This window comes from Mitsuaria sp. BK037, from assembly GCF_014193045.1.
Taxonomy (GTDB): domain Bacteria; phylum Pseudomonadota; class Gammaproteobacteria; order Burkholderiales; family Burkholderiaceae_C; genus Roseateles.
Genome location: NZ_JACHYS010000003.1, coordinates 303,662 through 324,706, shown reverse-complemented (window position 1 = coordinate 324,706; position 21,045 = coordinate 303,662). Strand labels below are relative to the sequence as shown.

At 70.5% G+C, this 21,045-nt stretch carries 20 protein-coding genes and 1 tRNA gene; 8 read left to right on the top strand and 13 right to left on the bottom strand.

Annotation, left to right across the window (positions count from 1 at the left end):
- Positions 1 to 8: 8 nt before the first annotated feature.
- Positions 9 to 977 (bottom strand): alpha-E domain-containing protein, encoded by a 969-nt coding sequence (locus tag FHT37_RS18210; protein ID WP_183483465.1) that lies wholly within the window; start codon positions 975 to 977, stop codon positions 9 to 11.
- 79 nt (positions 978 to 1,056) lie between these two features.
- Entirely contained in the window at positions 1,057 to 2,487 is a 1,431-nt protein-coding gene (locus tag FHT37_RS18205; protein WP_091731745.1) for a circularly permuted type 2 ATP-grasp protein, read from the bottom strand.
- Between the two features lie 234 nt (positions 2,488 to 2,721).
- Here FHT37_RS18205 and FHT37_RS18200 point away from each other — a divergent pair, with 234 nt between their 5' ends.
- The 7 genes from FHT37_RS18200 to FHT37_RS18170 all read left to right on the top strand — a co-directional run bounded on the left by FHT37_RS18200 (position 2,722) and on the right by FHT37_RS18170 (position 11,409).
- The gene (locus FHT37_RS18200; RefSeq protein ID WP_183483462.1) at positions 2,722 to 4,857 is read left to right on the top strand and encodes a diguanylate cyclase domain-containing protein; all 2,136 of its coding nucleotides are present in this window, start codon (positions 2,722 to 2,724) and stop codon (positions 4,855 to 4,857) included.
- 56 nt (positions 4,858 to 4,913) lie between these two features.
- Entirely contained in the window at positions 4,914 to 5,291 is a 378-nt protein-coding gene (locus FHT37_RS18195; protein WP_409072715.1) for a winged helix-turn-helix domain-containing protein, read from the top strand.
- A 255-nt stretch (positions 5,292 to 5,546) separates the two neighbouring features.
- On the top strand, positions 5,547 to 6,314 hold the full coding sequence (gene modA / locus FHT37_RS18190) for a molybdate ABC transporter substrate-binding protein (RefSeq protein ID WP_183483457.1): 768 nt from the start codon (positions 5,547 to 5,549) through the stop codon (positions 6,312 to 6,314).
- Positions 6,315 to 6,335: 21 nt separating this feature from the next.
- Entirely contained in the window at positions 6,336 to 7,004 is a 669-nt protein-coding gene (gene modB, locus FHT37_RS18185) for a molybdate ABC transporter permease subunit (protein ID WP_183483455.1), read from the top strand.
- Positions 7,001 to 7,699, top strand: coding sequence for a sulfate/molybdate ABC transporter ATP-binding protein (locus tag FHT37_RS18180; RefSeq protein WP_183483447.1), 699 nt, complete (start codon positions 7,001 to 7,003; stop codon positions 7,697 to 7,699). The genes modB and FHT37_RS18180 overlap by 4 nt, the downstream gene beginning before the upstream one ends.
- A gap of 35 nt (positions 7,700 to 7,734) precedes the next feature.
- Positions 7,735 to 9,717, top strand: a complete 1,983-nt coding sequence (locus FHT37_RS18175; protein ID WP_183483445.1) for a patatin-like phospholipase family protein — start codon at positions 7,735 to 7,737, stop codon at positions 9,715 to 9,717.
- A 138-nt stretch (positions 9,718 to 9,855) separates the two neighbouring features.
- The gene (locus FHT37_RS18170) at positions 9,856 to 11,409 is read left to right on the top strand and encodes a methyl-accepting chemotaxis protein (RefSeq protein WP_221211150.1); all 1,554 of its coding nucleotides are present in this window, start codon (positions 9,856 to 9,858) and stop codon (positions 11,407 to 11,409) included.
- Here FHT37_RS18170 and FHT37_RS18165 read toward each other — a convergent pair.
- Both FHT37_RS18165 and FHT37_RS18160 read right to left on the bottom strand, forming a co-directional pair.
- Entirely contained in the window at positions 11,396 to 12,382 is a 987-nt protein-coding gene (locus FHT37_RS18165) for an NAD-dependent epimerase/dehydratase family protein (RefSeq protein WP_183483444.1), read from the bottom strand. The two genes, FHT37_RS18170 and FHT37_RS18165, sit on opposite strands and share 14 nt — an antisense overlap.
- 122 nt (positions 12,383 to 12,504) lie before the next feature.
- A tRNA-Arg gene (locus tag FHT37_RS18160) sits at positions 12,505 to 12,579 on the bottom strand.
- A gap of 285 nt (positions 12,580 to 12,864) precedes the next feature.
- Between FHT37_RS18160 and FHT37_RS18155 the strand changes: the two genes are divergently transcribed.
- Positions 12,865 to 13,464, top strand: coding sequence for a cytochrome c5 family protein (locus FHT37_RS18155; protein WP_183483442.1), 600 nt, complete (start codon positions 12,865 to 12,867; stop codon positions 13,462 to 13,464).
- Positions 13,465 to 13,527: 63 nt separating this feature from the next.
- Here the strand turns inward: FHT37_RS18155 and FHT37_RS18150 are convergent, their stop codons facing one another.
- The 9 genes from FHT37_RS18150 to FHT37_RS18110 all read right to left on the bottom strand — a co-directional run bounded on the left by FHT37_RS18150 (position 13,528) and on the right by FHT37_RS18110 (position 20,916).
- Complete coding sequence (locus FHT37_RS18150; protein WP_183483440.1) at positions 13,528 to 14,067, bottom strand: DUF2946 family protein; 540 nt, start codon at positions 14,065 to 14,067, stop codon at positions 13,528 to 13,530.
- Positions 14,068 to 14,098: 31 nt separating this feature from the next.
- Entirely contained in the window at positions 14,099 to 15,133 is a 1,035-nt protein-coding gene (locus FHT37_RS18145) for a YheT family hydrolase (protein ID WP_183483438.1), read from the bottom strand.
- A gap of 13 nt (positions 15,134 to 15,146) precedes the next feature.
- Positions 15,147 to 15,608 (bottom strand): nuclear transport factor 2 family protein, encoded by a 462-nt coding sequence (locus FHT37_RS18140; RefSeq protein ID WP_091729141.1) that lies wholly within the window; start codon positions 15,606 to 15,608, stop codon positions 15,147 to 15,149.
- Positions 15,609 to 15,677: 69 nt separating this feature from the next.
- A complete protein-coding gene (locus FHT37_RS18135; RefSeq protein WP_147240588.1) occupies positions 15,678 to 15,893 on the bottom strand; it encodes a zinc-finger domain-containing protein in 216 nt (71 codons plus the stop codon).
- A 54-nt stretch (positions 15,894 to 15,947) separates the two neighbouring features.
- Positions 15,948 to 16,871 carry a branched-chain amino acid transaminase gene (locus tag FHT37_RS18130; RefSeq protein ID WP_091729133.1) on the bottom strand — a complete coding sequence of 308 codons (924 nt, stop codon included), beginning with the start codon at positions 16,869 to 16,871 and terminating at the stop codon, positions 15,948 to 15,950.
- A 52-nt stretch (positions 16,872 to 16,923) separates the two neighbouring features.
- A complete protein-coding gene (locus FHT37_RS18125; RefSeq protein WP_183483436.1) occupies positions 16,924 to 17,337 on the bottom strand; it encodes a hypothetical protein in 414 nt (137 codons plus the stop codon).
- Between the two features lie 81 nt (positions 17,338 to 17,418).
- Positions 17,419 to 17,811 (bottom strand): antibiotic biosynthesis monooxygenase, encoded by a 393-nt coding sequence (locus FHT37_RS18120; RefSeq protein ID WP_183483434.1) that lies wholly within the window; start codon positions 17,809 to 17,811, stop codon positions 17,419 to 17,421.
- Between the two features lie 60 nt (positions 17,812 to 17,871).
- Entirely contained in the window at positions 17,872 to 19,230 is a 1,359-nt protein-coding gene (radA, locus tag FHT37_RS18115; RefSeq protein ID WP_183483432.1) for a DNA repair protein RadA, read from the bottom strand.
- A gap of 219 nt (positions 19,231 to 19,449) precedes the next feature.
- Positions 19,450 to 20,916: a sodium:solute symporter gene (locus FHT37_RS18110; RefSeq protein ID WP_183483430.1), complete on the bottom strand. Its 1,467-nt coding sequence runs from the start codon at positions 20,914 to 20,916 to the stop codon at positions 19,450 to 19,452.
- Between the last annotated feature and the right edge of the window lie 129 nt (positions 20,917 to 21,045).

The following is a 21,045-nucleotide window of genomic DNA, read 5'->3' as shown; positions in this document are numbered from 1 at the left end:
CGCCGAGGTCATTGCGCTTCGAAGTAGGCCTGCTGGATGTCCAGGCTCAGGCGGGCCGAGTCTTCCAGGAAGCCCGTCAGCCATGGATGCAGGCCCTGCTCGAGGATCTCGTCCACCGCACCGTACTCCAGCCGCAGCGCGAGCCGGCTGGCGCTCTGCTTGGCGGTGCGGCCGGCGTCCTCGGCGCCGCCGCGCGCCTCGATCTGCGGCAGGATGGCACGGATCTCGTCACAGCAGGCGCGCAGCGAGCGCGGCACGTCCGGGCGCAGGATCAGCAGCTCCGTCACGCGGCGGCCGTTGAGGCTGTCGCGGTAGGCCGCGTGATACGCCTCGAAGGCCGAGAGCGAGCGCAGCAGCGCGTTCCACGCGTAGAAGTCGGGCGCGCTCTCGCTGGGCGCGTCGACCGGCGCCAGCGTGTCCACCGCCGGCGCGATCAACTGGGACTTCACGTCCAGCAAGCGCGCGGTGTTGTCGGCGCGCTCGACGAAGGTGCCGAGCCGGATGAAGCAGTAGGCGTCGTTGCGCTGCAGCGTGCCGTAGGTGGCGCCGCGGAAGAGGTGCGAGCGTTCCTTCACCCAGTCGAAGAAGGACGATGGCTCGGCGAAGCCCTTGCGCGCGAGTCCTCGCGCTTCCAGCCAGCTGGTGTTGATGGCTTCCCACATCTCGGCGGTGATCTGGCCGCGCACCGCATGCGCGTTCTCCCGCGCCTGACGGATGCAGGACAGCACCGACGCCGGGTTGTCCAGGTCCAGCCCCATGAAGCGGAACAGCTGCTCGGCGCTCAGGCCGGGATGGCGCGCCTGGTAGGCCTCCAGCGTGCCGGTCACCGCGAGCGGCGCGGCCAGCTCCGTCGCGGCGCCGCGCGACTGCGGCAGCAACGACAGCGAATGCGTCACGTCGAGCATGCGCACGAGGTTCTCGGCGCGCTCCAGGTAGCGGCTCATCCAGTAGAGCTGGGCGGCGGTGCGGCTCAGCATGTCGAGCCTCCTGCCGGGCCGTTCCCAAGGGAGGCGGGCGCCGCGTCGACGGCCAGCGAAGGAAGTGGGCGTGCGCGCATCATGTTCTCTCCAGGATCCAGGTGTCTTTCGTCCCGCCGCCCTGCGACGAATTGACGACCAGCGAGCCAGCCTTCAGCGCCACGCGCGTCAGGCCGCCGGCCACCATGTTGACCTCGCGGCCCGAGAGCACGAAGGGCCGCAGGTCGATGTGGCGGGGCGCGATGCCGCGCTCGACGAAGGTCGGGCAGCTTGACAGGCACAGCGTCGGCTGCGCGATGTAGTTGGCCGGGTTGGCCTTGACCCGCTCCTTGAAGTCGGCGACCTCGGCCGCCGTCGACGCCGGCCCGACCAGCATCCCGTAGCCGCCGGCGCCGTGGACCTCCTTCACCACCAGGTCCGCCATGTGGTTCAGCACATGGTCGAGGTCCTCGGGCTTGCGGCATTGCCAGGTCGGCACGTTGTGCAAGATGGGCTCCTCGCCGAGGTAGAACCGGATCATGTCCGGCACGTAGGGATAGATGGACTTGTCGTCCGCGACGCCGGTCCCGATCGCATTGGCCAGCACCACGTGGCCCTGCTTGTAGACCGACAGCAGCCCCGGCACGCCCAGCATCGAATCCGCGCGGAAGGCCAGCGGGTCGAGGAAGGCGTCGTCGATGCGGCGATAGATCACGTCCACGCGCTTGGGGCCGACCGTGGTGCGCATGAATACGAAGCCGTCCTTGACGAACAGGTCCTGGCCCTCGACCAGCTCGACGCCCATCTGCTGCGCGAGGAAGGCATGCTCGAAGTAGGCCGAGTTGAACGGTCCCGGCGTCAGCACGACGACGGTCGGGTTGTCCGCCGGGCTGGCCTGGCGCAGCGTGTTGAGCAGCAGCGCCGGATAGTGCGCGACCGGCGCGATCGCGTACTTGGCGAACAGCTCGGGGAAGAGCCGCATCATCATCTTGCGGTTCTCCAGCATGTAGCTGACGCCGGAGGGGACGCGCAGGTTGTCCTCGAGCACGTAATAACCGCCGTCGGCGTGCCGGATCAGGTCGACGCCGGTGATGTGGGCGTAGACGCCCAGCGGCAGGTCCAGCCCCTGCATCGCCGGCTGATACTGCGCATTCGCGAAGACCTGTTCGGCTGGGATCAGCCCGGCCTTCACGATCTCATGCTCGTGATAGATGTCCCACAGGAAGCGGTTGAGCGCGGTGACGCGCTGGCGCAGGCCGCGTTCGAGCATCCGCCATTCGTCGGCCGGGACGATCCGGGGGACGGTGTCGAAGGGGATGAGGCGCTCCGCGCCCGCCTCGTCGCCGTAGACGGCGAAGGTGATGCCCACCTTGTGGAACAGCAGGTCGGCCTCGGCCCGCTTCTTCGCGAGCGCCTCCGGCGTCTGTGCGTGCAGCCAGTCCGCGAAGGCCTGGTAGCTGGGCCGGATCGCGCCGCTTTGCAGCAGCATCTCGTCGTAATGGCCGGCGGCCGGCAAAGTCAGCGCATGCATGGGGTCTCCAGGGACGGACCGCCTCCGGGCGGCGGCCCGGCGGGGCAGGTTGCAAGGCCCGTGCCCAGCCCGGCGCCCTGGCGGGGCCGGCACGGGCCCGAGCTTGACCGGTTTTGGTGCGCCTGCAAAGCCTGCCCCGTGACGGTGCCTCCGCAGGTTCCGTCATCGCCCACCGCTGGTGCAGTGGCACTATCCCGCGTTGCGGCCGGTCGCCGCTCTCGATACAACTCCGCGATGCACGATCACTCCCAGGCGCTCCCGCCTCCTCCCACGCCCGGACGACCGGGCGGCTCCGCCGCCGCCGGCGGTCACGATGGTTTCATTCCTCCGCGTGGCTCGCGGGCCTCGCTCGGCCGCTGGCTCACCGCGATGGTGCTGGCCGCGGTGGCGACGGCGCTGCTGATCACCGCGCTGCTGATCGAGAACTTCGCCCGCGCCCACGCCGAGCGGCGCGCGGTGGAGTCGCTGCGACAGGTGGCCGTCGACTTCCGCGACGCGCTCGACCGCGGCATGGCGCAGCAGTTCAAGGAAGTGCGGGTGCTGGCGCAGCTGGAGCCCTTCCGCCGCTTCGACGATCCCGAGGCGATGCGCCGCGCGCTGGATCAGGTGCAGGTCGGCTTCGACCACTTCGCGTGGCTGGGCGTGACCGACGCGCAGGGCAAGGTGCTGGCGGCCGCCGGCGGCCTGCTGGACGGGGTGGACGTCTCCAAGCGACCGTGGTGGCAGGGCGCGCGGGGCGGCCAGCCCTTCGTCGGCGACGTGCATGCGGCGCTGCTGCTGGAAAAACTCCTGCCGCGCCAGAACGAGCCCTGGCGCTTCGTCGATTTCGCGGTGCCGCTGCTGGATGGGCGCGGACAGTTGCAGGGCGTGTTCGGCGTCCACCTGAGCTGGGGCTGGGCGCGTCAGATCAAGAGCGAGCTGATCGACGCGACCATGGCCTCCCACCAGGCCGACGCGCTGGTGCTGGGCAAGGACGGGGTGGTGATCCTGGGACCCTCGGACCAGGAGGGCAGGAAGATGCCGATCGGCGCGGAGAGCGGGCAGGGCCTGCGTCACCATGAGGCCGGCGGCGTCGAGTACTTCGCGGTGAGCGTGCCCAGCCAGGGCTACGGTCCGTATCCGGGACTGGGCTGGACGGTGCTGGTGCGGCAGCCGGTGGCCGTGGCGCTGGCCGACTACTACGGCCTGCGGCGTCAGATCGCGCTGAGCGCGATCCTGATGCTGGCGCTGGCGGTGCCGCTGAGCTGGTGGCTGGCCCGGCGCATGAGCCGGCCGCTGCGCGAGCTGGCCGCCGCGATCGCGCAGCGCCGTCATCTCAGCGAGGACCATTTGCCGGCCGTCGGTGGCTACCGCGAGGCGGCGGTGCTGTCGCAGGCGCTGAACGACCTGGCGCACCGCCAGGCCGATCAGGACCGCTCGCTGGCCGAGCTGAACGCGTCGCTGGAGCTGCGCGTGCAGGCGCGCACGCTGGAACTGCACGACGCGCTGCTGCGCCAGGAGTCCATCGAGCGCCGGCTGCGCACCATCGCCGACAACCTGCCGGTGCTGATCTCCTACATCGACTCGGAGCACCGGCTCCGGTTCCTCAACGCGACCTTCCGCGCCTGGATGGGCATGGCGCCGGAGGAGGCGCTGGACCGGCCGCTGGCTGAGGTCATCGGGCCGGTGCTGCACGAGCAGCGGCTGCCCTTCCTGAAGGCGGCGCTGGCCGGCGCGCGGCAGCGCTTCGAGACGCGCTCCGAAGCCAACGGCGTGGTGCGGGACCTGCTGGCCGAATACGTGCCCGACGTTCAGCCCGATGGCAGCGTGGCCGGCGTCTACACGCTGGCCACCGACATCACCGCGTTCAAGCAGGTCGAGCGGGAGCTGGACCAGCTCAGCCGCGTCGATCCGCTGACAGGGCTGCCGAACCGGCGGCAGTTCGAGTCCCGCCTGTCGGAATCGCTGGCGCGCAACCGCCGCAACGGCCGGACGCTGGCGCTGATGTTCCTGGACCTGGACCACTTCAAGCAGGTGAACGATTCGCTGGGGCATGCGGCCGGCGACGCGGTGCTGCGGGCCTTCGCCGACCGGGTGCGCGGCGCGATCCGCGAGACCGACCAGCTCTGCCGCCTGGCCGGCGACGAGTTCGTGCTGATCCTCGAGAACCTGAACGCGCCGGACGAAGCCGCCGGCGTGGCGCGCAAGGTGCTGGACGCGGTGAAGGCGCCGCTGACGCTGCAGGGGCAGCAGCTGCAGCTGTCCACCAGCATCGGCATCGCCTGCCACGACGGCGGCCAGGAAGGCGAAGTGGCGCTGCTCGGCCGCGCGGACGATGCGCTCTATGCGGCGAAGGCGGCCGGCCGCGGCTGCTGGCGACTGGCCGATTGAGCGCGCCGGCATCAGGTTTAATGCGCGGCATGGTGGCCCGCCCGACTCCTCCTCACGTGAAGCCCAAACCGGCGCCCAAGCTCGCGCCCAAGCCAAGCCTCAAACTCCGCATGCGCGTGACCGTCGGAGACATCATCGCCATCGGGCCCGGAAAAATCGCCTTGCTCCAGGCGCTCGACGAAACCGGCTCCATCACGGCAGCCGCCAAGTCGCTGGACATGTCCTACCGACGCGCCTGGCTGCTGATCGATGAACTCAATCGCGCGCTGAAAACGCCCGCCGTCGCTACCGCGGCCGGCGGCGCCAAAGGCGGTGGCAGCGCGCTGACCGAGTCAGGTCGGGCGCTGATCACGCTCTATCGACAGATCGAGGACACCGCACTTCAAGCTGCCAAGCCGGAAATCCGAGAGTTGATGAAACTGCTGGCGACTTGAGGCACGGCCCCGGCGGGCGCGGGGAGGCTGGGCCTGGACCGAGCAGACGCTGGCAGCGCCGGTGCCCCTCCTCGCTCAAGCGCCTCCGCACGCTCGGCAATCGCTCGGAGGGGCACCGGCGCCGCCAGCGTCGACACACCGAGCCATTCAACGAAGCGCAGTGCGGGGGAGCGAGTAGGTCGGCGAAGGGGGGCGCAATATCCTGGGATATATTGCGGGGCTTCGTTTCGTCGACGGCTCCTACGAGGAATCGCCATGCGCTCGACTTCCCTTTCGATCACCCGACGCGTCGCCGCGCTGGCCCTCGCGCTGATGGCCTCGGGCCTGGCGCAGGCGGCCGAGATCACCGTCTCCGCAGCCGCCAGCCTGACCAACGCGTTCAGGGAACTGGCACCAGCCTTCGAGGCCGCGCATCCGGGCACGAAGCTCCAGTTCAACTTCGCCGCATCGGACGCACTCCTCGCCCAGATCGCCAAGGGCGCGCCAGTCGACGTCTTCGCCTCCGCCGACCAGGAGACGATGGACAAGGCCCAGCAACAGAAGCTGCTGGTCGACGGCACGCGGCGCAACTTCGTCAGCAACGCACTCGTGGTGATCACGCCTGCGGAAGGCGGCGTGGCGTTGAAGACCCTTTCCGACCTGCAGCAGTCCGCCGTGAAGCGCGTCGCGATCGGGCGTCCCGAGGGCGTACCCGCTGGCCGCTACGCCAAGGCCGCGCTGGAGCAGGCCGGGCTGTGGTCGGCCATCGAGCCCAAGGCGGTCTTCGCGCAGAACGTGCGGCAGGCGCTGGACTACGTGTCGCGCGGCGAAACCGAGGCCGGCTTCGTCTACATGACCGATGCGCTGGTGTTCAAGGACAAGGTCCGCGTCCTGTTCAGCGTGCCGACACCGGCGCCGATTTCCTACCCGATCGCCGTGACCCCCGGCGGCACGAATGCCGAGGGCGGCAAACGCTTCCTGGACTTCGTCACCTCGGCCGCTGGCCAGGCGGTGCTCGCCAGGCACGGCTTCCACAAGCCCTGATCGGCCGGGAGCGCAGCGCACGTGGAACCCGCCTGGATCGCGCTCGCGCTGTCGCTGAAAGTCGCCGGCTGGGCGACGGCGCTGAACCTCGTGCTCGGTGTGGCGGCGGGCTTCGCGCTGGCGCGTTTCCGGTTCCCGGGACGAGAACTGCTGGACGCGGTGCTGACGCTGCCGATGGTGCTGCCGCCGACGGTGCTGGGCTACTACCTGCTGGTGATCATCGGCAAGCGCGGCTGGCTGGGCGCCTGGCTGTGGGAGAGCTTCGGCATCAACCTGATCTTCACCTGGCAGGGCGCGGTGATCGCGGCGACGATCGTGGCGTTCCCGCTGGTGATGAAGTCGGCCCGCGCGGCCTTCGAGGGCGTGGATCCGCAGCTCGAGCGCGCCGCCCGCGTGCTCGGCCTGGGCGAGTGGGCGCTGTTCTTCCGCGTGACGCTGCCGATGGCCTGGCGCGGCGTGCTGGCCGGCGTGCTGCTGGCCTTCGCCCGCGCGCTGGGCGAGTTCGGCGCGACGCTGATGGTCGCGGGCAGCATCCCGGGCAAGACGCAGACGCTGTCCGTGGCCGTCTATGAGGCGGTGCAGGCCGGGCAGGACGACACCGCCAACCTGCTGGTGCTGATCGTGTCGCTGACCTGCGTCGCGGTGCTGCTGGTGGCGGGCCGGCTGGCGGGTCCAAGGAGTGGCGCATGAGTTTCGAGGTGCGCATCCGCAAGCACGTGGAAGGCGGCGGCCGCCGCTTCGAGCTCGATGTCGCCTTCGCCACCGACGCTCGCCGCACGGTGATCCACGGCCCGTCGGGCGCCGGCAAGAGCCTGACGCTGCTGGCGATCGCGGGGCTGCTCAAGCCGGACGAGGGGTCGATCCGCGTCGACGGCCAGCCGGTCTTCGACAGCGCGTCGGGCATCGACGTGCCCGCCCGCGAGCGCCGCCTCGGTTTCCTCTTCCAGGACTACGCGCTGTTCCCGCAACTGACCGTGCGGCAGAACATCGCGTTCGCGCTCAAGCGAGGCTGGCTGAATCCGTCGCGCCACGAGGGCGGCGAGGCGGTGGACCGCTGGATCCAGGCCTTCGAGTTGGAACGCGTCGCTCAGCAGCGGCCGCACCAGCTGTCCGGCGGCCAGCGGCAGCGCACCGCGCTGGCCCGCGCGCTGGTCAACGAGCCGCGTGCGCTGCTGCTGGACGAGCCGTTCTCGGCGCTCGATCCGGAGCTGCGCGGCCGGATGCGCGCGGAGCTGGACACGCTGCTGGCGCGCATCGGCATGCCGATGCTGATGATCACGCACGATCCGGAGGATGTGGCCCGCTTCGGCGACCGGCGCGTGATGCTGCGCGAAGGGGTCGTCCAGGTGCTGGCGACGTCCGGGGACGGGTCGGAGCGCTCCTGACACCGATGGTCGCCAGGGCGCCGAGAATCGGCGTCATGCACAGCGACGACCAGCGGCAGCCGGAGGCGGACGACGTCAGCCATTGCGACCTCGTCATGAAGGGCGGCGTGACCAGTGGCGTGATCTATCCGCGACTGGTGGCGGCGCTGGCCGACCGGTACCGGTTCAAGAACATCGGCGGCACCTCGGCCGGCGCGATCGCGGCCGGGGCGAGCGCGGCCGCGGAGCTCGGCCGCCAGCGCGGCCATGTCGGCGCCTTCGACCAGCTCGCGAAGCTGCCCGAGGAACTGGGCGCGGAGGTCGCCGGGGATCGGCGCCAGCCCGGCCGCAGCCGCTTGTTCACGCTGTTCCAGCCGGTGCCCGCACTGCGGCGCCACTTCGACGTGCTGTCGCGCGCGCTGGGCAAGTCCCGCGGCCAGGCCGTCGCCGCGGTGGTGGGCGGCATGCTCGCCGTCCATGCGAGGGCCGCGTTGGGGGTGGCTGCGGGCGGGCTGCTGCTGGCCTGGCCGGCGCTGCATCTGTTGATCGACGGGACTGGCGCGTCGCCGGGCCTGCGCTGGCTGGCCGCGGTGGCTGTGGTGGGCATTGCGGCGCTGACCGCCGCGGCCGCGGTCGGGGCGACGGCCGCGCTGTTCGTCCGTGGGCTGGCGCGCGGCCTGCGCGACAACGGCTACGGCCTGTGCAGCGGCCTGACGCAGCCGGACCAGGGCGGCCGGACCGCGCTCACCGACTGGCTGCACGGCTACTTCAACCAACTGGCGGGCAAAAGCATCGATGGGCCGCCCTTGAGCTTCGGCGATCTGTGGGGGCCCGACCCCACGACGCGGCGCATCCATCTGGAGGTGATCACCAGCGCGGTGAGCCAGCAGATGGTCTACAGCATCCCGTTCCGGCCGGGAACGCCGATGTTCTATTACGACCCCCAGGAGTGGTCGAGGCTCTTCCCGCCCGCGGTGATGGCCGCGCTGGCGGCGCCCTTCGCCGGCGGCAACGACGGGCCGGTGATCGAGAACGCGCAGGGGCGCGAGTTGAGACCGCTGCCGCGGCATGGCGAGTTGCCGGTCGTCGTCGCGGTCCGGATGAGCCTGAGCTTCCCGCTGCTGCTGTCGGCGGTGCCGCTGTACGCGGTGGACTGGTCGCGCACCGCGAACCAGCGCGCGCAGGCCCAGGTGCGCGCCGCGGAGACGGCCGAGGCCCGGCGCCAGCTGCGCCTGCGGGCCACGCGGATCTGGTTCTCCGACGGCGGCATCGGCAGCAACATGCCGCTGCACCTCTTCGACGCGATGCTGCCGCGGCACCCGACCTTCGCGGTGAGCCTGAAGCCGCCGCATCCGGACCATGGCATCCAGCCCGCCGTCGCGGGCAACGAGGGCGGCCGCGTCTACCTGCCCGAGGACGATCGCGGCGGCCGGTTGCGCTATTGGCCGGAGCCCGACCTGGTCCCCGACTGGGAGGAGCGCGAGGCGGTCGCGCGCGAGAAGACGCCGCTGGCAGGGCTGGCAGGTTTCCTTTGGAGCATCGTCGGGACGATGCAGAACTGGCGGGACGAGATCCTGTTCCCGACGCCCGGCTTCCGCGACCGCATCGTGCAGATCAGCCAGAAGCCCGACGAGGGCGGGCTCAACCTGACCATGGCCTCCGGCACGATCGCGGCCCTGGCGGACGCGGGCGGACTGGCGGCGCAGCGCCTGATCGCGCGTTTCCATCCGCTGGGCGCGGAAGGCGGCGCGGGTTGGGACGACCATCGCCGCGCGCGGCTCACGACCTTCCTGGGCGTGATGCAGCCGGCGACGCTCGGGGTGGTGGCGGCCGGCGCGCCGGCGGACTGGCTGGCGCTGCTCAAGGACGATCCGCGTTATCGGCGCTCGTCGGCGATGCGGGCGGAGGCGACCCGGTTCCTCACCGGGCTGCAGGGCCTGGGCGCGGCCGTGCCGCTGAAGCAGTCGGGACAGCCGCGCACGCTGGAGGTCGGCTCGCTCAAGCCGATCCCGCAGGTGCGCCTCGTGCCACGCGTCTGAGTGACAGCCGCCCCGGTCCGCCGGGGCCGTGGCGCCGGCCTCTTAACGCCGGCCGGAGATCGGAGTACGGTTGTGGGGGCCACATCGTGCCGCGTCGAGGTCCGATCTCCCTTCGGGCCCGCGTCCGAGGAGAACCACATGATGTCCAACACGAACGCCCGGGGGTCCATCGGTCGTCGTCTGGGAATGGTCCAGACCGGCGTCCTGGTGATCGCGCTGATCGGATCGGCGCTGGGGTACTGGGGCCTGAACCGCGTCGCGGAGCAGACCGCCGCGATGTACACCGACGCGATCGTCACCGAGCGCACCGCGTCCGACTGGTACCGCAACGTGTTCAACGGCACGACGCGCACCACGGCGATCGCGGTCAGCGCGGACCCGGGCCTGGCGACCTTCTTCACCCAGGCCGCCGCCGAGGCGACCAAGGTCTCGACCGAACTGCAGCAGCGGCTCGACAAGCTGCTGACGAAGCCCGAGGAACGCGCCACCTTCGACAAGGTGGCCGAGCTGCGCAAGACCTACCTGACGGTGCGGGACGCCATCACCGCGGCGAAGAAGCAGGGCGACATGGCGCAGGCCAAGCAGATCTTCGACGAGCAGTTCCAGAAGGCGTCGAGCGCCTACCTGGACGGCATCCGCGCCGTGGCGCAGCAGCAGCGCGACCAACTGGACCAGGCGATCCAGGCGCTGGCCGCGACCAACGAACGCGCCCGGATCGCGCTGGTGGTGTTCGGGCTGGTGGCGCTCGCAGCGGGCGGCGCGCTCGCGGTGTGGCTGACGCGTTCGATCACCCGGCCGCTGGGCCAGGCGGCGCAGGTGGCCGACGCGATCGCGCGCTTCGACCTGACCGGACGCATCGAGACCCGCGGCAGCGACGAGACCGCGCAGCTGCTGCGCGCGCTGGATGCGATGCAGGGATCCCTGCTGCGGCTGATCGGCGAGGTGCGCGGCTCGACGGACAGCATCGGCACCGCCAGCGCCGAGATCGCCAGCGGCAACATGGACCTGTCGGCGCGCACCGAGCAGACGGCGTCCAACCTGCAGCAGGCGGCGGCCTCGCTGACGCAGCTGACGGGCACGGTGCGGCAGACGGCGGATGCGGCGCTGACGGCCAACCAGCTGGCGAGCTCGGCCGCGGAGACAGCGCAGCGCGGCGGCTCGGTGATGGGGCAGGTGGTCACGACGATGGGCGAGATCAGCGACAGCTCGCGGCGCATCGCCGACATCATCGGCGTGATCGACGGGATCGCCTTCCAGACCAACATCCTGGCGCTGAACGCGGCGGTGGAGGCGGCGCGCGCGGGCGAGCAGGGCCGCGGCTTCGCGGTGGTGGCGGGCGAGGTGCGCTCGCTCGCGCAGCGCAGCGCGGAAGCGGCCAAGGAGATCAAGTCGCTGATCGCGACCAGCGTGGACCGCGTGGAATCGGGCTCGCGCCTGGTGACCGACGCGGGCACGACGATGACCGACATCGTGACCAGCGTGCAGCGCGTGACCGACATCATTGCGGAGATCCGCGCGGCCTCGCAGGAGCAGAGCGACGGCATCAACCAGGTGAACGCCGCGGTGGGCCACCTGGACCAGATGACGCAGCAGAACGCGGCGCTGGTGGAGCAGGCCGCCTCGGCGGCGGAGAGCCTCAAGGACCAGTCGAAGCGGCTGTCGGCCGCGATCGCGGTGTTCAGGCTGGCGTGACCGGCCGGGCGCCGAGGCACTCGGCCTCGCGCGCCGGGGTCAGCGTGGCGACGAGCTTGCTGGTGTCCCAGTCCGGCTCGCGCGGTGCCAGTGCCCAGGCCAGTGTGTCGGCGGCGGTGTGCTCGATGGCGCGGCAGGTCAGGCCCGCGGCCGCCGCGCGGGTGGCGTCGCCGAGCAGCATGCCGCCATGGGTCGGGTCGTTCTCGGGCAGCCAGAGCGGGAGCTGCGTCCAGGGCGCCATGCCCAGCACCAGCAGCAGGTCGTCCGGCAGCCAGGTGAAGCGCGCGCCGGCCTCTGGCGCGGCCTGGACGCAGGCGTCGAGCAGCGCCTGCATCGGCATTCGCGGCCCGACGGCATTGAAGCTGCCGGTGACCCGCGATTCGGCGAGGGCCAGGCAGAACGCCGCGAGGTCGCGGACATCGATGACCTGGACCGGACGTTCCGGCCGACCGGGCGCGAGGATCTCACCGCCGCGCGCGACGCGCGTCGGCCAGTAGGTGAAGCGGCCGGTCGGGTCGTGCGGTCCGACGATCAGCCCGGGCCGGACGATGACGTGACGATCGGGCAGGGCGCGCGTGAGCGCCTCTTCCGCTCGGGCCTTGAGCGGGCCGTAGCCCTCGTGGCCCGGCGCCAGCGGCGCCGATTCGTCGAAGACCCGGTGCGGCGGGAACACGCCGTAGGCCGAGATCGACGAAACCAGGACCACATGCGGGGCGCCGGTGTCGAGCGCGGCGAGGCTGCGCTCGACCTGCGCGGGAGTGAAGGCGGTGCAGTCGATGACGGCGTCGAACGCGCGGCCGCACAGAGCGCTCATGTCGCCGTCGCGATCGCCGACGAGGCGCTCCGCTTCGGGGAACAGCCCGCGGCCGTGGCGGCCCCGGTTCAGCATCGTGACCGCATGGCCTCGCGCGAGCGCGGCGTCGATGACGTGGCGACCGAGGAAGACGGTGCCGCCGAGGATGAGCAGTCGCATGGGGAGCTCGCGTCGCGATGGGACAGGGCGCAGTATCCGCCGCCGGCGGCACGCCTTCGCAACGACGAGCGGCAATGAAAAAGCCGGTTGCCACGCGTGTGACAACCGGCTTCTCGGTGTTTTGGTGCGACCGGCAAGAATCGAACTTGCGACTAGGCCTTCGGAGGGCCCAATGATATCCACTTCACCACGGTCGCCATGGGAAGCGCGCATTCTAGCCTCGTTCTGGCCCCGCTCGACCCAAGCCGATTCAAGTCGTTGAAACGGCACCAGGGCGAACCCGCTGCGCGACCCTCGCGCAACACCTGGCCCGCCCCCGTGCCGACCTTGACGAAAGCCCCAGGGTGGGGCGCCAGGGGGCTGGCTATACTGCGCCGATTTGCTGTTCCCCCGTCCGGTTTCCCGAGGGCCGATCAAGCCGCGAAACCCCTGCGAAACACGGACGCGCTTCTGCCGTAGTCGATTCGATTCACGAGGAATTCATGAGCGGAACCCAGGACCACGCCAACGCCCAGGACACGCACGCCGACGGTCACGACGCCCACGAAGGGCCCATCAAGACACCCAAGCAGTTGATCGTCGCGGTCTTCTTCGCGTTCGTGATCCCGATCGTGATCATCGTGATGCTCGCGAACTATGTGTCCAGCGAGATCAAGCCCGGCGCCGGCGGCAGCGGACTCGAGGAGCAGGCCGTCGCCGCCCGCATCCAGCCGGTGGGCTCGATCGAACTCAAGGACCTGGCCAACCCCGCCGCGATGAAGTCCGGCGAGCAGGTCTTCCAGGCGCAATGCGCCGCCTGCCACGCCACCGGCGCCGCCGGCGCGCCCAAGCTCGGCGACCATGACGCCTGGGGCCCGCGCGTGAAGACCGGTTTCGACACCCTGGTGCACTCCGCCCTGAAGGGCAAGGGCAACATGGGCCCGCAAGGCGGCGGCGACTTCAGCGACTTCGAGATTTCCCGCGCGGTGGTCTACATGGCCAACCAGGGCGGCGCCAAGTTCGACGACCCCAAGCTGCCCGCCGCGGCCGCTTCCGGCGCCGATGCAGGCGCCTCGGTGCCGGCGAACGCAGCCTCGCAGTAAGCCCTCCGCGCGCCAACAGGAAAGCCGACCCGCGGGTCGGCTTTTTCACGCGTGGCGCCAGCCTCACCCCCGGGCGACGGCCCCCTTCGGGTCGAGGGGGGACAGCACTACCCCATGACGGGTGACGAGCTCGGCGTGCGTCGCGTTCGTCATCGACCAGCGACCGGCTTCGATCACGTCCGCCGCCGGCCCCATGTCCTGCGTGTGGACCAGTCCCAGGCCGAGGTCGGTCTCGAGGAACAGGCGATCGGCCTCGTCCAGCACCGCGCCGGTGACCTGCGCCTCGCGGCCGGTGTGGCTCAGCACGCGGCCGTCGGGCTGCAGCCGCCAGATCCAGGGCGCCGCCTCCAGCTGCACGTAGACCCGCTGCGGTCCGTTCTGGAAGAACCATGCCCCCGTGTCGTCGACGCCGTAGTTGCGGTCGATGAAGCCGATCAGCTTGTCATGCACGATGCGGCTGCCCTTGACGGCCGGGAAGGGGCCCGCCGCCTGGATGCGCTCGTCGCGCATGTACCAGTCGCCGCGCGCATCCAGCGCCAGCCAGCCGTAGCAGTGCGGCACGTTGGGCCACTTCTTCAGCGCGGCCTCGACGATCGCATCCATGGGCGCTCCTTCGGTCCTTGTGCGGGGCGGCTCAGAGCCGCATCGCCAGCCAGTCGGTGACCCGTTCGGGCATCGTGCGCACGTGGCCCGGCGGGCGACCCGACGGGAATCCGACATGGCCCCCCTCGCGGGGTTGCCACAGCGTCACGTGCGCGCCCACATGGCTCTGCGCCGGCAGGCTGTGGGCCGGCACGAACGGGTCGTTGCGCGCGTTCAGCACCAGCGCCGGCACGCGGATGCGCGCCAGGTGCGGCTTGGCGGAGGCGCGCAGCCAGTAATCGTCGACATCCCGGAAGCCGTGCAGCGGCCCGGTGAAGAGGTTGTCGAACTCGTAGAGGTTGCGCACCCGCCGCATCCGCTCCGCATCGAACAGCCCCGGATGCTGCTTCAGCTTGCTCATGGCCTTGGGCATCATCGTGCGCAGGAACATGCGGGTGTAGACCAGCTTGTTGAAGCCCTTGCCGATCGCATGGCCGGCGGCGGTCAGGTCCAGCGGCGAGCAGATCGAGCTGACCGCCTTGACGGTGTCCGCGGCCGTGTCGCCGGCCTCCTGCGCCCAGCGCAGCAGCGCATTGCCGCCCAGCGAGACACCGGCCGCGATCATCGGCCCGCGGTGGGCCGCGCGGAACTGGGACAGCATCCAGCCGATCTCGACGTAGTCCCCCGAGTGGTAGGCCCGCGGCGCGAGGTTGAGCTCCCCCGAGCACCCTCGGAAGTAGGGCATCGCGAAGGCCCAGCCGCGCCGCTGCGCGACGGCGGCGAAGGCCTGCACGTACTGGCTGTCGACCGAGCCCTCCAGCCCGTGGAAGAGCACCAGCAACGGCCGCTCCGGCCCCGATGCAGGCGCGCCGGTCGTGCCCGAGGCAGCCGCATCGGCGGGCTTGGCGGAATCGGTGGGGGCGGCCGGATCGATCAGCCACTCGACGTCGATGAAGTCGCCATCCGGCGTGTGCCACCGCTCGCGTCGGAAGCGCGGCGCGGGGCCGTCGTAGCGCCGCGCGAACAGCACGGGCCAGATCGTCTGGGCATGGCCTCCGGGCAACCAGGGAGGCGCCTGGTACTGCATCAGCGGACCTCTCTCAATGCAGGGTGGTGGGAGCGCCCACGGACACGATCGACAGTTCCTGCTTCACGTCCTGCGAGGTGCCGGGGCTGGCGTGGTGCGCCACCAGGCGCCAGCCCAGCGCCGTCTTCAGGTAGACATTCGTGGCGACGACCCAGGCGCTCTGCGTGCCGTCCTCGTCGGTGATCTCGACGCGCTCCAGCACCTGGTGGATCGCCGTGTCGCCGTTGACCAGCCGGCGCTGGCACTCGGGATGCACCGGGATCGCGCCGCGCGCGAAGATCTGCTCGAAGCTCGCCCGGATCGCCGCCGCGCCGACGACCCGCGGTCCGCCCGGATGCACGCAGCAGACCTCGTCCTCATCGCCCCAGACGGCCATCAGGCGTTCCAGGTCGCCGGCCTGCAAGGCCTCGTAGAACTGCGCTTCGGTGTCCTCGGGAGAGGCCAGCAGCAGGGCGGTCTGAGGCTTGCGCACCATGGATCTCGTTCCTTGTTCAAGGGAGCGGGGCAATGACCGGATCCCCACGTCGGGGGACGGCCGGGGGGATCAGTGGCCGGAGGGCAGCTGCTCGCCGGCCTTGAGCTTGTAGAGCGTGCCGCAGTAGGCGCAGGTGCCTTCGCCGCCGTGGCTCAGGTCGATGTAGACGCGCGGGTGGTTGCTCCACAGCGGCATCTTGGGATTCGGGCAGAAGACGACGCCCGGACCTTGCAGGTCCTGCGCGGTGACTTCGACGGTGGCCTTGGGCGTGGTGGTGGTGCTCATGATCTTGTTCTTGCGGGCTGGCGAAGGCGGGCGCGTCCGGACGGGGGATCCCGATCAGACCAGCGTCAGCCAGTGGGCGTACTTGGGATTGCGACCGTTGACGATGTCGAAGAAGGCCGCCTGGATCTTCTCGGTGATCGGGCCGCGGCTGCCGATGCCGATCTCGATGCGGTCGAGTTCGCGGATCGGCGTGACCTCGGCGGCGGTGCCGGTGAAGAAGGCCTCGTCGCTGATGTAGACCTCGTCGCGGGTGATGCGCTTCTCCACGAGCTTCAGGCCCAGGTCCTGACAGATCGCGAAGATGGTGTTGCGGGTGATGCCGTTGAGCGCGCCCGCCGACAGGTCCGGCGTGTACACGACGCCGTTCTTGATGATGAAGAGGTTCTCGCCCGCGCCCTCGGAGACGAAGCCCGAGGCGTCCAGCAGCAGCGCCTCGTCGTAGCCGTCCTCGGTCGCTTCCATGTTGGCCAGGATCGAGTTGGTGTAGTTGGACACCGTCTTGGCCTGCGTCATCGTGATGTTGACGTGGTGGCGGGTGTAGCTGCTGGTCTTGACGCGGATGCCGCGCTTGAGGCCTTCCTCGCCCAGGTAGGCGCCCCAGGCCCAGGCCGCGACCATCAGGTGGACCTTGTTGCCCTTGGGGCTGACGCCCAGCTTTTCGCTGCCGATCCAGGTCAGCGGACGCAGGTAGCAGCTGGCCAGCTTGTTTTCGCGGACGACCGCCTTCTGCGCTTCCTCGACCTGCTCGATCGAGAAGGGCAGCTTCATGCGCAGGATCTTGGCGCTGTTGAACAGGCGCTCGGTGTGCTCGCGCAGCCGGAAGATCGCGGTGCCCTTGTCGGTCTGGTATGCCCGCACGCCTTCGAAGGCGCCGCAGCCGTAGTGCAGCGTGTGCGTCAGGACATGGATCTTGGCGTCGCGCCAGTCCACCAGCTCGCCGTCCATCCAGATCTTGCCGTCGCGATCGTCCAGAGACATGGGTCTTCCTTTTCGGCCGCGAATCGGCCGGGTGCTGCAAAAGTCGTGGATTTTATGCGGCCGGGGTGTCGGAAGGGGCGCCCGTGTGCGCCTGCGCGTCCGCCGCGCGGATCAGCGTCCAGCGGGTGACCAGGCTGCGCTCCAGCACCACGTCCACCGCGTCGCCGCCGGCGTCGGTCCAGCGGTAGGTGTTCGGGTCGACCTTGACGCCGAGCGAGCCGCACATGCGGATCAGGTCCAGCAGCTTCATGCCGGCATGCAGCTTCGAATGGAGCATCACCGCGCTGGCGACATGGCCCAGCGGCGCATTCTGGGCGGTGCGCATGACGCGCATCAGCTGGGAGAACTGCAGCAGCAGGAAGAAGACGATGCAGGACAGGCCCAGGATCGCGCCCTTCCAGCCGAAGAAGACGCTGCCCGCGACGATGGCGGCCAGGGCGAGGAGGATGCCGGCGAGGCGGTTCATGCGAGGGAACTCCGAAGGGGGAAGAAAGGGGTGAAAGTGGGGAACAGCGGGGGGCAGCGGGAGGAGCGGCGCGGTGTCGCCTCAGCGCTGGGCGACGGGCACCGGATCGTCGGTCCCGGCGGATTCGTCCCAGTGGTAATGGCGCTCGACCTTGGCGATGCGCAGCTCGTAATGGCGGTACCAGCCGCGCCGGCCCTGGTCGCGGGCGGCGGTGTGCTCGGTGACCGCGCGCCAGGCCCGGATGTCCTCCAGGCTGCGCCAGTAGGAGACGGTGATGCCCAGGCCGTCCGCGCCGCGGGCGCTCTCCACGCCGAGGTAGCCCGGTTGCGCTGCGGCCAGCGCCGCCATGCGTTCGGCCATCGCGCCGTAGCCGTCGTCGGGCGTGGCGTCGGTGCGCTGGCTGCAGAAGATCACCGCGTAGTACGGCGGCTGGATCGACGGCGAGGCGGGCGGCAGGAGGTCGGTGGCGCTCATGGGGAGGTCCGTGGCGGTGGGCGTCAGGCGGAGCGCGCATTGTCGTCGCCCCATGCGGCGTCACATCCCGCGCAGGATCTCGATCGCGTCCTCGATGCGCGCGACCGCGTGCACCGTCAGCCCGTCGATCGGCTTCTTGGGCGCGTTGGCCTGCGGCACGACCGCGATCGAGAAGCCCAGCTTGGCCGCCTCCTTCAGGCGTTCCTGGCCGCGGGGCGCGGGCCGCACCTCGCCGGCGAGCCCGACTTCGCCGAAGGCGATGAAGCCCTTGGGCAGCGGCTTGCCGCGCAGCGAGCTCTGGATCGCCAGCAGCACCGCCAAGTCGGCCGCGGGTTCGCTGATGCGCACGCCGCCGACCGCGTTGACGAACACATCCTGGTCCATCGTGGCCACGCCGGCATGGCGGTGCAGCACCGCCAGCAGCATCGCCAGCCGGTCACGCTCCAGGCCCACCGAGAGCCGCCGCGGGTTGGGCCCGCCGCCGTCCACCAGCGCCTGCAGTTCGACCAGCATCGGCCGGGTGCCCTCCAGCGTGACCAGCACGCAGGAGCCCGGCACCGGATCGCCATGGGTGGAGAGGAAGATGGCGCTGGGGTTGGTCACGCCCTTCAGGCCCTTCTCGGTCATCGCGAAGACGCCGATCTCGTTGACCGCGCCGAAGCGGTTCTTGATCGCGCGCACCAGGCGGTAGCTGCTGTGGGTGTCGCCCTCGAAGTACAGGACGGTGTCGACGATGTGCTCCAGCACCCGCGGCCCGGCCAGCGCGCCTTCCTTGGTCACGTGGCCGACCAGCACCATCGCGCAGCCGGTGGCCTTGGCGGTGCGGGTCAGCTGCGCGGCGCATTCGCGCACCTGCGCCACCGAGCCGGGCGCCGAGGACAGCTGTTCGGAATAAAGCGTCTGGATGGAATCGATGACGCAGAAGTCGGGGCGCTCGGCCTCGAGCGTGGCGAGGATCTTCTCCAGGCCGATCTCGGCCAGCACGCGCACCTGCGAGCCGTCCAGCCCCAGCCGGCGCGCGCGCATGGCGACCTGCGCGCCGGACTCCTCGCCGGTGACGTACAGCACCTTCATCTGCTTGGACAGCGCCTCGACCGCCTGCAGCAGCAGCGTCGATTTGCCGATGCCCGGGTCGCCGCCGATCAGCACGACGCCGCCGGTCACGATGCCGCCGCCCAGCACCCGGTCCAGCTCCTCGAGCGAGGTCGGCGTGCGGTCGAAGTCGCGGGCCTCGATCTCGGACAGCGTGGCCACGGGCTGGCTGCGGGCCAGCGCCTGGTAGCGGTTCTTGCCGCCGGTGGGCTCGGCGGCGGTCTCGACCAGGGTGTTCCAGGCGCTGCAGGACGGGCAGCGGCCCAGCCACTTGGCGCTGGTGGCGCCGCATTCGGAGCAGACGTAATGGGATTTCGGAGCAGCCATGGGGCGCGATTGTCGCCGCCCGCGCTGTGGACAACCCTGTTGAGAAGCCTGTGAATTCGCTGTGCGGCGGCTGTGATCCGCCTGTGACCGGCTTGTGGGCGGGATGTGGGCAGGGTGTGGGCGAGCGGGGGACAACCAGGCCCCCGCCTGTGGGCAAGCGGTGGGCAAGCGGCGTCGCCGCGGGGGAGGAGCTGTGGACAGGCTGGGGCCAGCCTGTGCTCAAGCGGCCTTCGGCTGGGGATAAGCCGCGGGGCGCGAGCCGATCCAGAGTCCCCCGAAGGTCAGGGCGGCGTTGACCAGCAGCAGTTCCAGCCCCATGCGGTAGTCCCCGAAGAGGATGGCCTGATGGGTGTCGACGATCCAGCACAGGGCCGGGGCCGCCAGGGCGATCCAGGGGAGGCCCCCGGGACGCAGGGTGCGCGAGCTCAGGATGCCGAAGGCGAACAGGCCCAGCAGCGGGCCGTAGGTATAGCCGGCCAGCTTCAGGATCAGGTTGACCATGCTCGGGTCGTCGAGCCAGCGGAAGCCCAGCGTCAACAGCAGGAAGACCGCCGCGTACCCGAGGTGGACGGCCTTGCGGACGCGGCGCTTGCGGGCCTCGTCCCAGTCGCGCCGCTCCTGCAGGCCGAGCAGGTCGATGCAGGTGCTGGAGGTCAGCGCGGTGATGGCGCCGTCGGCACTGGGGAACAGCGCGGAGATCAGCGCGACGACGAAGATCAGCTGCACCCAGGCCGGCAGGTGGTCCATCACCACGGCGGGGAACAGCCGGTCGCCCTGCGCGGCGAGGCCCTGCTGGCGCGCGTACAGGCTCAGCAGGCCGCCCAGGAACAGGAACAGCAGCACGACGCCGGTCATGATGGCCGCCATCACCATCATGTTCTTCTGGGCGTCGGCGAGCCGCCGGACCGAGATGTTCTTCTGCATCATTTCCTGGTCCAGGCCGGTCATCGCCACCGCGATCGCGGCGCCGGCCAGCAGCTGCTTGGCCCAGTGGGCGGCGCTCATCGGATCGGTGACGAAGACCTCGGCCAGCCCGGCGGCGCGCATCGCCTGCCAGCCGCCGGCCAGGTCCAGGCCCAGCGCGTGCAGCAGGAAGACCACGCAGATCACCAGGCCGGCGAGCATGCCGGTGGTCTGCAGCGTGTCGGTCCAGACGATGGTCTTGACGCCGCCCTCCAGCGTGTAGAGCAGGATCATCACGAGCACCAGCAGCGCGCTGAGCCAGAACGGCATGCCGAACTGGGCCAGCACCAGGTCCTGCAGGATGCGCACGACCAGGTAGAGCCGCGCGGTGGCGCCCAGCGTGCGCGACAGGATGAAGAAACCCGCGCCGGTGCGATGCGCCGCCACGCCCAGCCGGGCGCCGAGGTAGCGGTAGATCGAGCTCAGCTGGAGCCGGTAGTACAGCGGCAGCAGCACGAAGGCCACCACCGCGTAGCCGGCGACCTGGCCCAGCATGATCTGGAAGTAGCTGAACGCGCCGCTGCCGACCGAGCCCGGCACGCTGATGAAGGTCACCCCGGAGAGGGAGGTGCCGATCATGCCGAAGGCGACCAGCCCCCAGTGGCTGCTGCGGTTGCCGATGAAGAAGCTGTCGTTGTCGGCCCGGCGCGAGGTCCACCACGCCACGGCCAGCAGCAGCGCGAAGTAGGCGGCGATGACTACGAGCAGCACGGTGGCGGACATGGCGAGGGATTATTGGAGCGCCGCCGCCACGGACGCATTCCGAATCGGACGGGGGACATAACCGGCCGGGGAGGGCGATCCGGACGCGCCTGGCGTTAACCCTGACCTTCGTCCGCTGGCGGGCGGCGT

What these genes read in the sequence shown, in the direction of transcription:
- FHT37_RS18210 (WP_183483465.1), bottom strand. Translation starts at nt 977, where the DNA reads ATGCTGAGCCGCACCGCCGCCCAGCTCTACTGGATGAGCCGCTACCTG.
- FHT37_RS18205 (WP_091731745.1), bottom strand. Translation starts at nt 2,487, where the DNA reads ATGCATGCGCTGACTTTGCCGGCCGCCGGCCATTACGACGAGATGCTG.
- FHT37_RS18200 (WP_183483462.1), top strand. Translation starts at nt 2,722, where the DNA reads ATGCACGATCACTCCCAGGCGCTCCCGCCTCCTCCCACGCCCGGACGA.
- modA (WP_183483457.1), top strand. Translation starts at nt 5,547, where the DNA reads ATGCGCTCGACTTCCCTTTCGATCACCCGACGCGTCGCCGCGCTGGCC.
- FHT37_RS18180 (WP_183483447.1), top strand. Translation starts at nt 7,001, where the DNA reads ATGAGTTTCGAGGTGCGCATCCGCAAGCACGTGGAAGGCGGCGGCCGC.
- FHT37_RS18175 (WP_183483445.1), top strand. Translation starts at nt 7,735, where the DNA reads ATGCACAGCGACGACCAGCGGCAGCCGGAGGCGGACGACGTCAGCCAT.
- FHT37_RS18170 (WP_221211150.1), top strand. Translation starts at nt 9,856, where the DNA reads ATGATGTCCAACACGAACGCCCGGGGGTCCATCGGTCGTCGTCTGGGA.
- FHT37_RS18165 (WP_183483444.1), bottom strand. Translation starts at nt 12,382, where the DNA reads ATGCGACTGCTCATCCTCGGCGGCACCGTCTTCCTCGGTCGCCACGTC.
- FHT37_RS18155 (WP_183483442.1), top strand. Translation starts at nt 12,865, where the DNA reads ATGAGCGGAACCCAGGACCACGCCAACGCCCAGGACACGCACGCCGAC.
- FHT37_RS18150 (WP_183483440.1), bottom strand. Translation starts at nt 14,067, where the DNA reads ATGGATGCGATCGTCGAGGCCGCGCTGAAGAAGTGGCCCAACGTGCCG.
- FHT37_RS18145 (WP_183483438.1), bottom strand. Translation starts at nt 15,133, where the DNA reads ATGCAGTACCAGGCGCCTCCCTGGTTGCCCGGAGGCCATGCCCAGACG.
- FHT37_RS18140 (WP_091729141.1), bottom strand. Translation starts at nt 15,608, where the DNA reads ATGGTGCGCAAGCCTCAGACCGCCCTGCTGCTGGCCTCTCCCGAGGAC.
- FHT37_RS18135 (WP_147240588.1), bottom strand. Translation starts at nt 15,893, where the DNA reads ATGAGCACCACCACCACGCCCAAGGCCACCGTCGAAGTCACCGCGCAG.
- FHT37_RS18130 (WP_091729133.1), bottom strand. Translation starts at nt 16,871, where the DNA reads ATGTCTCTGGACGATCGCGACGGCAAGATCTGGATGGACGGCGAGCTG.
- FHT37_RS18125 (WP_183483436.1), bottom strand. Translation starts at nt 17,337, where the DNA reads ATGAACCGCCTCGCCGGCATCCTCCTCGCCCTGGCCGCCATCGTCGCG.
- FHT37_RS18120 (WP_183483434.1), bottom strand. Translation starts at nt 17,811, where the DNA reads ATGAGCGCCACCGACCTCCTGCCGCCCGCCTCGCCGTCGATCCAGCCG.
- radA (WP_183483432.1), bottom strand. Translation starts at nt 19,230, where the DNA reads ATGGCTGCTCCGAAATCCCATTACGTCTGCTCCGAATGCGGCGCCACC.
- FHT37_RS18110 (WP_183483430.1), bottom strand. Translation starts at nt 20,916, where the DNA reads ATGTCCGCCACCGTGCTGCTCGTAGTCATCGCCGCCTACTTCGCGCTG.